Source organism: Propionibacterium ruminifibrarum, assembly GCF_900289195.1.
Lineage (GTDB): Bacteria > Actinomycetota > Actinomycetes > Propionibacteriales > Propionibacteriaceae > Propionibacterium > Propionibacterium ruminifibrarum.
The window spans coordinates 45,290-55,269 of sequence record NZ_OMOH01000013.1 but is presented as its reverse complement, the minus strand read 5'-3'; the positions used below and the strand labels follow the sequence as shown (position 1 = coordinate 55,269).

The following is a 9,980-nucleotide window of genomic DNA, read 5'->3' as shown; positions in this document are numbered from 1 at the left end:
ATGCCTTGGCCAGCTGGATCCACTTCTACAATCACCACAGACCCCACACGGCCTGCGGGAACCTCCCACCCATCACACGGTTAACCAACATCCCCGATCAGTACACCTAGGCTCTACCGCGCCTTCGACGGGTGAGCATGGTTCGCCATCGCGTTCATCGCCCCGCCAAGGCACTGATTCCACGCGGTCAGAAGTCGCTCAGTCTGCTGTCGCCTGTTCCCACAATGCTCCGTTGCTTCCACGCCTTCCACTTCGCCCTGCGCTCGTCGTGAAATGACGCACGAGAAACGCAGGGCCAGCGCGGGATTCAGCTGTCAAACGTCACGATCCCCTCGACGGCGTCGGCCGCGGTGATACGGGTGTCGCCGTTGTCCATGTCGATGAGCACGTAACGGTCGTTGCCGATGCCCAGTTCCTTCATGTAGCTGAGCTGGCGCAGGCCGTGCCTCGACTCGATGCGCTCCACCAGGGCGCTGTTCTCGCCGCCCGGCATGGCGTAGACGAGGTCGACGCAGGCCTGGTCGACGGCGAGCATGTCCACCGAGGCGAGGATGCCGACATCGGGGGTGACGACCGGTGCGGCATTCACGCCTTCGCAGTCGCACGAAACCGACATGTTCCGCATGACGTTGACGAAGGTGATGCGCCGACCGAAGTGGTCGAGGACCGCCTTGGAGGACTCGGCGACGCGCTCCATGAACTCCTCCTCGCCGATCCCCCACTGTCCGCCGCCGGGGGCGGTGTGGATCCAGGCCTTGCCGATACGGCCGTCGGCGCAGCCGATGCCGATGTTCTTGTTCGAGCCGCCGAAACCGCCCATGGCGTGTCCCTTGAAGTGGGTCAGGGTGACCAGCGAGTCGTAGTTGAGCAGGTTGGCACCCACCGACATCGCGTTGAACCACGTGCCGCCGGACACCGGCAGCAGGGCGGTGCCCAACTCGTCGAGGATGTCCACGGGCGCGAAGGTCCAGCCGTTGGCCAGCAGGGCCTCACGGTGCTGCTCGGTGGTGAAACGGCTGCCCTCGTAGTAGGTATTGGTCTCGACGATGTTGGCCCCGGGCAGGTCCTGCTCGACGAGTTCCTTCACCCAGGGCCGCGGGATGATGTTCGGCCCGTTCGGCTCGCCGGTGTGCACCTTGACGCCGACCTTGCCGGTGATGTTCCCCGCGACCCTCGTGTAGGCCTTGCGCAGCCCGGAGGCGGACAGGTCTCGGGTGAAGTAGACGACGGACTCGTTGCCGTCGCGCTGCTCGTAGGGCACGTAGGTGTTCCCGCCAGTACCGGGAACGGGATTTCCACCGGTCATGATGACTCCAATCCACTGCGCTCCGCGGAGTCACCACTGACCCGGGAACGGATGAGGGGGATGTCTCCACGCTACTCCTGCCCCGTGAGCCGCGCGACGTGGCCTTCGAGAGCCCTTGGCCGACGACGCGGCCGATGGTGACCTGTTCTGCGGCGCGATCGGATCGTGGGCGGCACCACACATGCAGGGAGGTCGTCACCACCGCAACGGTGGTGACGACCTCCCTGTTCTTGTTCAGGCGCGGGCGCCAGGACGCGTCAGACGCGGCTGCGGCGACGGGCCAGGATCGAACCGCCGGCAGCAGCGGCGAGGACCGCGACGCTGGCGACGGGCAGGACCGCGCCGGCGCCGGTCCGGGGCAGGCTGCTGGGCCGTGACGAGGACTTCGTGGACGTGGAGCTGGAGGGCGAGGACGGGGCCGTCGTACTGCTGCTCTGCTGCGGGGCTGCCACGGAGGATTCGCTCGAGGGCTGGGAGGACTCGGAGGAGGTGTTCTCCGAAGAAGACTGCGAGTTCTCACTGGAAGAGGACTCGGTGGACTCAGACGAGGAGTTCTGCGAGTTCTCACTGGAGACGTTGGTGGAAGACTCGGACGAAGACCGCGAATTCTCACTGGAGGAGGACTCCGTGGACTCGGACGACTCCGAGGTGTTCGATGAGTTGGACGAGGAGGTGCTCTCCGAAGAAGACTGCGAATTCTCGCTGGAGGAGGACTCCGTGGACTCAGAAGACTCCGAGGTGTTCGATGAGTTGGAGGAGGAGTTCTGCGAGTTCTCATTGGAGACGTTGGTGGAAGACTCGGACGAGGACTGCGAGCTCTCGGAGCTGCAGGTGCGCTGGCACGACTGGTCAGTCGCCGACTCGGACGGCGCAACCGAGGGAGCTGTCGTGGACGTGTCGAGATCGCAGGGGCGCGACACGAGCGAGACGGTGACGTTCAGTTCGGCCGTCAGGGTGGCGATGCTCTCCTCCCTGACCTGGGTGTCGGTGCCATTGTTGGCGCAGTAGATGACCCGGCCGTCACCGACGTAGACGGCCACGACCTTGATGCTCGCGAAGAACTCCGCGCTGCTCTGGCTCGTGACCGACTGGGTCGAGAAGGACAGCACGTCGCCCAGCTTGTAGTCCTGGGACAGGCTCTGCCAGGTGTCCTCGTGTTCGTAGAGCCAGCGGGCGAGCCGGGAGGCGTCGTAGGTGCCGCTCTGCGAGGACTCGACGTCCTCGCTCACTCGCTCGCTGGCGTCGGTGCGCACTGTGCGGCTGTCCTTGTCGTAGTACGAGCCCTCGAGCACCTTGCTCAGGAAGCAGTCGAGGTCGTCCTGGCTCAGATCGGCGCCGGCATCCAGGAAGCTCCTGGCACGGTCCACCTCCTTCTGGGCCGCATCGGTGTCGACCTGCGTGCTCGCGTGGTCCTTCACGTCGAGCTGGGTGCTGCTGTCACCGCCGGATGTGCTGCAGTCGGTCGGGCACGCGTACGCGGTGGAGGGGATGAGTAGGGCTGCTGCGCACACAAGGGCAGCAGGAAACGACTTCTTCATGAAGAAAAGCTCCTTGGGGTAGAGGCGCTCCACTAGGGGGTGCAGTCGTCGATTGTATGCGCCCGAGGACCCCGGCGCCCGCCCTTCCGGAACGTGGACCACCACCGGACGCGGAGCCCCGGCGCGTGGTGGGCACTGGTGGCCGGACTCCGAAGCGGCCCGCCCCGACGCGAGCCATCCGGCTCACGGCGACCCGGGGCCAGCACCTGAGGGAGCGGCCGCACCACGGTTCATGTTCACCGCCAGCTGAAATCATGGCGCGAGAAAAGGCGGGCCTCCGTCCCCGGATCGGGGGGACGGAGGCCCTACGACCAGCTCACGGTCACCTTAGGCGGCCCCTATGGCAGAAGACACGAGGATGCGAAGCCGCCTTCCATGAGCCGGCCCCTCAGGTGCCCTCGGAGAGGACACGGGTCGCGGGGACGGCTCGACCGGGGCCGCGATGAACCACCGACAGCCCGGTGACCGGCGAGCCGGGGCGGGCCGTTCGCCGTGACGGCCCGGCGCCTGCATGACAAATCATTCGCACTCGTCCCGGCCATCCTCGTCGTCATCGTCGTCCCCGTCGTGAGAGGACGAGTCACCGTCGCCATCGGCCTCATCCTCATCGGTTCCGTCCTCGGCGTTCGTGACGGGCGTCGAGGACGACTGCTCGCTCGGGGTCGAGGACGAGTCACCGTCGTCGCAGGGGCGCGACACGAGCGAGACGGTGATGTTCAGCTCGGCCTCCAGGGTGGCGATGCTGGTCTCCTTGATCTGCGTGCTCGATCCGTCATTGGCGCAGTAGATGACCCGCCCGTCACCGACGTAGATGGCCACCACGGTGACGCTTGAGAAGAACTCCGCGCTGGTCTGGTTCGTGGTGAACTGCCCCTTCTTCGAGAAGGACAGCACGTCACCCACCTGGTAGCTGTAGCCGTGGGAGCTGCTGCTCCACCAGGTGTCCTCGTGCTCGTAGAGCCAGTAGGAGAACTCGGAGGCCTTGAAACCGCCGCTGTGCGAGAAGTGTTCGAGGTCGGTGCTCTCGTTGACCCGGGCGCCGACATCGGTGCGGATGGTGCGGCTGCCCTTGTCGTAGTACGAGCCGGCGAGCACCTTGCCCAGGAAGCAGTCACGCTCGGACTGGCTCAGGTGCGCACCGGCGTCCTTGAAGCTCCTGGCGTGGTCGACTTCCTTCTGGGCCATCGTGGTGTCGGTCTTCGTGCTCGCGTGGTCCTTCACGTCGACCCGGGTGTGGTCCCCCGACCAGCCGCAGTCGGCGGGGCATGCGGAGGCCATGGAGGGGATGAGCAACGCCGCCGTTGCGCCGGCAAGGGCGGCGGGGATGGACTTCTTCACGAGAAAACTCCTTGTGATCGTAGGTATTCCCATTGGGGGATGGGCACAAAGAGATTCCCACAGATCCGGGGGTGGGGGAAGTGCCGGCCCAGGCGCGGCCCAAGGCGGCGAAGAACGCCCTCCCGGACCCCACCAAGACGGTGATTCACCTTGTGAAACTGGCAATAGGAGCGACGACCCCCGAGGTGATCCACCGAAACACCCTGGACCCATCGGGCATGCCCGAGGGGCTGTGCAGGGCCTACCGCGGGGCCCGGCCCGAGCGGGCTTCGCGGCAAGTCCCGGCGTGTCCGGCGACCCGGACCCGACCCTGAGAACACCCCTTCGCGAAGGAACGGCACCGGCTCCGATCGTCCCGTCGGAAGCCGGAGCCGGACCGTCTCACCCACCGGCCGCCGGGGTCCGCCCCGTCCACGAGGGGAGGCCCGGCTCGGCAGGTGGCCGGACCGTTGGTCCGTCGCGACGGCGTGCCCGGTCGACGACCGCGGCTCCCGCGCGGGCGGGCTCCCCTGCGGGGCAGGACCTCACGCGGGGTTGCGGCCCGTGGCCGGGTCCGTCCGGGTCACTTGCGCACGACGCTGATGCGTTCGCGGCTGTGCGAGCCCGACTCGATCTCGTCCACCACGGCAATCGCGTAGTCGGCGTAGGAGATGATCGACTCGCCGCGCTCGTTGAGCGTGAGTTCCTCGCCGCCCACGATGTACCGCCCGCTGCGCTCCCCCTCGGCCTGGAAGTCGGCGGCGGGCGAGATGTAGGTCCAGTCCACGTCCGTGCGCGTGCGCAGATCGGCCAGTGCGGCGCCCATCGCAGCAGCGAGAGGCTTGAACGACTCCGGGAAGTCCGGCCCGTCACTGAGCCGAGCGGTGTGCTCGGGGTTGGTGTACAGCGAGCCCGCGCCGCCGACGACGACGAGCCGGGTCGGCGTGCCGGACAGGATGTCGCACAGATGGGCGAGCGTGGTCGAGTGCTGCGGCAGGGTCTCGGGGGTCCAGGCCCCGAAGGCGTCGACGACGGCGTCGAAACCGGCCAGGTCCTCGGCGGTCAGCGCCGCGATGTCCTTGATGATGCTCGTGGGCGCGACCGTCTGGTTGGCCGACCGGGTCACGGCGGTGACCTCGTGGCCGCGCCTGACGGCCTCCTCGACGATGAGCCGGCCCGCCTTGCCGTTGGCCGCGACGACGGCGATCTTCTTGGTCATGATGCTTCTGCCTCCAGTCGTGATGTCCGCGTTCAGGGTTCACGGTTGACAACTGAAGATTAAGAGGATTCATGCCTTTTGGTAAGAAGGCACTAGATTGTGCTGTAGCAACCTTCAAGAAACTATTGGAGTTGACAGGCGATGACTCATCAGCGCACGGTGCCGGCCGAACTGCCCTCCTGCCCCGTCGAGACCACCCTGACGCTCATCGGGAACAAGTGGGTCGTGCTCGTCCTGCGTGACCTGGCCGATGGCGCACTGCGCTTCAGCCAGTTGCAGCGCTCGATCGGCGGCATCTCGCAGAAGGTGCTCACCCAGCAGCTGCGCGCGATGGAGGCGAACGGCCTGGTCACCCGCACGGTCTACGCCGAGGTTCCGCCGCGCGTGGAATACGCGCTCACCGAGCTCGGGCACAGCCTGAAGCCGGTCCTCGACGCCATGAGGGAGTGGGGCGAAGGGTACAAGAAGCACGTCGCCGGGTGAGGCGGGCCGGAGCCGGGTCACCTGCGGGTGAGCACCGCACCGCGAAGTGCCGTCTTGTGCGCTCACGTCGGCGGCGGCAGGCTGACGGGGTGACGACCGATCCGCAGACGATGAGCCAGGCCGAGCGCAGGCGCTGGCTGCTCAATGCGCTGCTCGCGGAGGACCCCGAGTACGCCCACCTCGTAGTACCGGCCGGGCCCGACGACCAGCAGCGGCTGCTGCGGGGGCTGATGAACGTGCGCCTGCCCGCCCCGGTGGGCGAGGACTTCCTGGCAGTGCAGGACGCCTACCTGGGCGAGCTGACGGCCGAGAGGGGCGTCACGAGCCTCGATGAGCTGACCGCAGCCCCGCACGACCCGGACCTGTTCTGCTGGCAGGGCGACATCACCACGCTCAGGGTGGACGCGATCGTCAACGCGGCGAACAGCAAACTGCTGGGCTGTTTCGTGCCCAACCACCGCTGCATCGACAACGCCATTCACAGTTCCGCCGGGGTCCAGCTGCGGGCGGCGTGCGCCGAGCTGATGCGGGCGCAGGGGCACGACGAACCGACCGGTGCGGCGAAGATCACCCCGGGGTTCAACCTGCCGTCCCGCCACGTGATCCACACCGTCGGACCCATCGTGACGGGCCCGCTCACCGACGAGCACCGTGAGCTGCTGGCTTCCTGCTACCGCTCGACCCTGACGCTGGCGGACGAGAGCGGTCTGGCCAGCATCGCCTTCTGCTGCGTCTCGACCGGCGAGTTCGGCTTCCCCAACGATGCGGCGGCCGCCATCGCACTGGGCACGATCAGGGACTACAAGCGGCGGACAGGTTCAGCCCTCACGGTGGTGCTCAATGTCTTCACGGACCTCGACCTGCGGCTCTACAGCGAGCTGCTCGGCGGGCAGCACAGCCTGTAGCTCGGCGGGCATCGCCTGGAGGCTGCGGATCTTGCGTCCGAGGAGCAGCATGCGGATGAGGACCACGGCATGGTGAATGCTGGTGTAGATGAGCGCGAAGACGCCAAGGATGAAGGCGAAGCCGATGATCAGGACGTACTTCCCGAGGTTGAGCACGATCATCATGGGAAGCAGCTCGAGGTAGTCGCCCCTGAAACTCCACAACGTCAGATTTCTCACACGTAGCGAGTTCACGATGCGCAGGCCGAGCGGGAAGCCGGCGCACATTGCGCAGAATGTGATGTCGCCGGAGATCTGGTGCCAGCTGCCGTGGAAGCCGAAGGGCTGTTTGGTCACCCAGTGGAGAATCAGCATGCCGATGACGAAGAAGACGATGGCCAAGATGGTGTCGATCACGATGTCCGGGACACGTTCGATGAGTCCAGCCATCGTGCACCTGGGGCAGCGCCGTCTGCGGAGTCTGCCGGCGCAGCTCTGACACAGTCCGCCGTTGCACTTCTCGCAGAGAAGATCGGCCTGCACCGAGGGGTGGTAGACACAGGACATGGCTGAATTTTAGGGGTGACGGTGGACCCAGGAAGGCATTCCGAACCCTGATCGCACCCTGACGGAACGGAGGAACACGTGACAGGAGACGACTGGATCACTGGTCCGAGTGGTGGTTTCGAGGCGACCATCGGCCGTCTCGCGGAACGGATCGCGGACGCGGACGCCGTGCTCGTCGGGGCCGGGGCCGGCCTGTCGACGGCGGCCGGGCTGTCCTACTCGGGCGAGCGCTTCGAGCGTCACTTCGCCGACTTCGCCGAGCGCTTCGGCATCACCGACATGTACTCGGGCGGCTTCCACCGGTTCCCCGATCCCGAGACCTACTGGGCGTGGTGGAGCAGGCAGATCTGGATCAACCGTTACGACTGCCCGGTGGGTCGGCCCTACCTGGATCTGCTCGAGGTGGTGCGCGGGAGGGATCACTTCGTCCTCACGACGAACGTCGACCACCAGTTCCAGCGGGCCGGCTTCGACCGGGAGCGGCTGTTCTACACGCAGGGCGACTACGGGTTGTGGCAGTGCTCACTGCCCTGCCACCAGAACACCTATGACAACTACGAGACCGTCGCCGCGATGGTCGAGCAGCAGCAGGACCTGCGGGTGCCCTCCGGGCTGCTGCCGTACTGCCCGGTGTGCGGGCGGCCGATGAGCATGAACCTGCGGGCCGATGACACCTTCGTGCAGGACGCCGGCTGGGACGCGGCCGCCGACCGCTACGCCGCGTACCGCCGCGAGCGCTCCGGCGGCAGGATCGTCTACCTCGAGGTGGGGGTCGGCCAGAACACCCCGGGCATCATCAAATACCCGTTCTGGCAGGCGGTGGCCACCAACCCGCAGGCCACGTACGCCCAGCTCAATCTCGGCGAGGCACGTGTGCCGGCCGTCCTGGCCGGCCGCTCGATCACGGTGGACGCCGATGCAGGCCGGGCACTGGCTGCGCTGCGGGAAGCGCTGGCCTGAACCCGGTTGAGCCGGCCCGAGCGGGGATTCGAGCGGGGTTCACTGCGCAGCTCTGGAGATCGGCCTGCGTTCATTGTGAAATGACGCACGAGACACGCAGGGTGAAGCCCGCTCAGTGCCCGGACCGGGCCTGCACGATGGCCGACAGCACCTGGTCGGCGACGTCGCGCTTGCTCGCCAGGGGCAGCTGGGTCTGGGCTTCCGGGGTGATGATCGTCACGATGTTGGTGTCGCCCCCGAAACCGGCCCCGGGCGTCGACAGGTCGTTGGCGACGATCAGGTCGAGGCCCTTGCGTTCCAGCTTGCGCCGCGAGTTCTCGACGAGATCGGTGGTCTCCATCGAGAAGCCGCACAGCGTCTGGCCGGGGCGCCGGTGCTCGCCCAGCCAGGCGAGGATGTCGCGGGTGCGTTCCAGTTCCAGCACCGCCGGCCCGTCGCCCTTCTTGATCTTCTGGTCGGCGATGTGCCGGGGCCGGTAGTCGGCAACGGCCGCGGCCATGATGATGACGTCGGTCTCCTGGGCCTGCCGGGCGACCGCCTGGAACATCTGCTCTGCCGACTCGACCCGCTCGACGTGGTCCACCGCGGGCGGCGGGGACGCGGTGTCGGCGGCCACGAGCGTGACGTGGGCGCCTCGGTCGCGGGCCGCCTGGGCGAGCGCGAAACCCATCCGGCCGGTGGAGTGGTTGGTGATGTAGCGCACCGGGTCGATACGTTCGATGGTGGCGCCCGCGGTGACGAGGACCCGCAGGCCGGCCAGGTCGCCGGGGCCCTGGGGCGGCAGCCCGGGCTCGGACAGCGCTTCAGCCGGGTCGGCGGTCGGCGGGGCGGGGGCGTCAGGACGTCGGTCCGCGGATTCCCCGCCGCGATCAGTTCCGTCCGCCGGGGAGAGCACCTCACCACCGGTGGGGTCGGGGTGGTCGGCGCCACCATCGCCAGTGGCTCTGTCGGTCGCTGGTTCCCCGTCAGCCAGTTCGACCGGCTGAAGCTGCGCGGCGCCGCCATCATCGGCGGCCGGTTCTGCCGCATCGGCGGCCAGGCCGAGGCGTTTCAGCACCCGCGCCACGAGCACCTGCTCGTCGGGCATTCGGCCGGGACCGATGTCGCCGCAGGCCAGGAGCCCGCTGTCGGGGGCGAGCACCTCGTAGCCCAGGCCGGTCAGCCGCGTCAGGTTGGCCTGCACGGCGGGGTTGGCGAACATGTGGGTGTTCATGGCCGGCGCGATGAGCACGGGGCAGGTGCAGGCGAGGATCGTCGTCGTGAGCAGGTCGTCGGCCAGGCCGTTGGCGATCCGTCCGATGACGTCGGCGCTGGCCGGGGCGACGAGCACGAGATCGGCGGCCCGGGCGAGGTCGATGTGCTCCATCGCGCTGCCCGACCCGGTGGGGATGTTCTCGACCGGGCACGGGTTGCCGGTGAGTGCCTCCAGGGTGAGCGGGGCGATGAAGTCGGTGGCGCGCGGTGTCATCACGGCCTGCACGGCGACGCCCGCCTTCGTCAGGGCGCTGGCCAGCCCGGCCGCCTTGAACGCGGCGATGCTCGCGCTGATGCCGAGCAGCACCGTCGGCCGGCCTGCCTCGTGCGCCGCTCCCTTGTCCTCAGCCATGGGGCCTCCTTCGTGACGATGACCCCACCGTACCGGGGCGGGCGAGCGGCACCGCACGGAGCAGCCGGGCCTGCGGCCGTGGGTGGGGTCCGCCCCTGCG

10 protein-coding genes are annotated in these 9,980 nt (G+C 67.8%); 4 read left to right on the top strand and 6 right to left on the bottom strand.

Features of this window, described 5'->3' with window-relative positions:
- On the top strand, positions 1-110 hold a 110-nt coding region (locus tag PROPJV5_RS11635), incomplete at its 5' end, for an integrase core domain-containing protein (protein WP_147385447.1).
- Between the two features lie 197 nt (positions 111-307).
- Here PROPJV5_RS11635 and PROPJV5_RS11630 read toward each other — a convergent pair.
- The 4 genes from PROPJV5_RS11630 to PROPJV5_RS11615 form a co-directional block, all read right to left on the bottom strand.
- A complete protein-coding gene (locus PROPJV5_RS11630) occupies positions 308-1,306 on the bottom strand; it encodes a DUF362 domain-containing protein (protein WP_119716526.1) in 999 nt (332 codons plus the stop codon).
- Positions 1,307-1,563: 257 nt separating this feature from the next.
- A complete protein-coding gene (locus PROPJV5_RS11625; RefSeq protein ID WP_147385446.1) occupies positions 1,564-2,844 on the bottom strand; it encodes a hypothetical protein in 1,281 nt (426 codons plus the stop codon).
- A 519-nt stretch (positions 2,845-3,363) separates the two neighbouring features.
- Positions 3,364-4,182 (bottom strand): hypothetical protein, encoded by an 819-nt coding sequence (locus tag PROPJV5_RS11620; protein ID WP_119716524.1) that lies wholly within the window; start codon positions 4,180-4,182, stop codon positions 3,364-3,366.
- A 562-nt stretch (positions 4,183-4,744) separates the two neighbouring features.
- On the bottom strand, positions 4,745-5,380 hold the full coding sequence (locus tag PROPJV5_RS11615; RefSeq protein WP_119716523.1) for an NAD(P)-dependent oxidoreductase: 636 nt from the start codon (positions 5,378-5,380) through the stop codon (positions 4,745-4,747).
- A 141-nt stretch (positions 5,381-5,521) separates the two neighbouring features.
- Here PROPJV5_RS11615 and PROPJV5_RS11610 point away from each other — a divergent pair, with 141 nt between their 5' ends.
- Together PROPJV5_RS11610 and PROPJV5_RS11605 are read left to right on the top strand one after the other, a co-directional pair.
- Entirely contained in the window at positions 5,522-5,863 is a 342-nt protein-coding gene (locus PROPJV5_RS11610; RefSeq protein ID WP_119716522.1) for a winged helix-turn-helix transcriptional regulator, read from the top strand.
- Between the two features lie 89 nt (positions 5,864-5,952).
- Positions 5,953-6,768 (top strand): protein-ADP-ribose hydrolase, encoded by an 816-nt coding sequence (locus tag PROPJV5_RS11605; RefSeq protein WP_220474427.1) that lies wholly within the window; start codon positions 5,953-5,955, stop codon positions 6,766-6,768.
- Here the strand turns inward: PROPJV5_RS11605 and PROPJV5_RS11600 are convergent.
- Positions 6,682-7,197 (bottom strand): hypothetical protein, encoded by a 516-nt coding sequence (locus tag PROPJV5_RS11600; protein WP_119716521.1) that lies wholly within the window; start codon positions 7,195-7,197, stop codon positions 6,682-6,684. The two genes, PROPJV5_RS11605 and PROPJV5_RS11600, sit on opposite strands and share 87 nt — an antisense overlap.
- A gap of 195 nt (positions 7,198-7,392) precedes the next feature.
- On the opposite strand from PROPJV5_RS11600, the gene PROPJV5_RS11595 reads away from it, so the two are divergent.
- A complete protein-coding gene (locus PROPJV5_RS11595) occupies positions 7,393-8,274 on the top strand; it encodes an SIR2 family NAD-dependent protein deacylase (RefSeq protein ID WP_119716520.1) in 882 nt (293 codons plus the stop codon).
- A gap of 112 nt (positions 8,275-8,386) precedes the next feature.
- On the opposite strand, the gene PROPJV5_RS12615 is transcribed toward PROPJV5_RS11595, so the two are convergent.
- Complete coding sequence (locus PROPJV5_RS12615) at positions 8,387-9,880, bottom strand: bifunctional phosphopantothenoylcysteine decarboxylase/phosphopantothenate synthase (RefSeq protein WP_220474426.1); 1,494 nt, start codon at positions 9,878-9,880, stop codon at positions 8,387-8,389.
- Between the last annotated feature and the right edge of the window lie 100 nt (positions 9,881-9,980).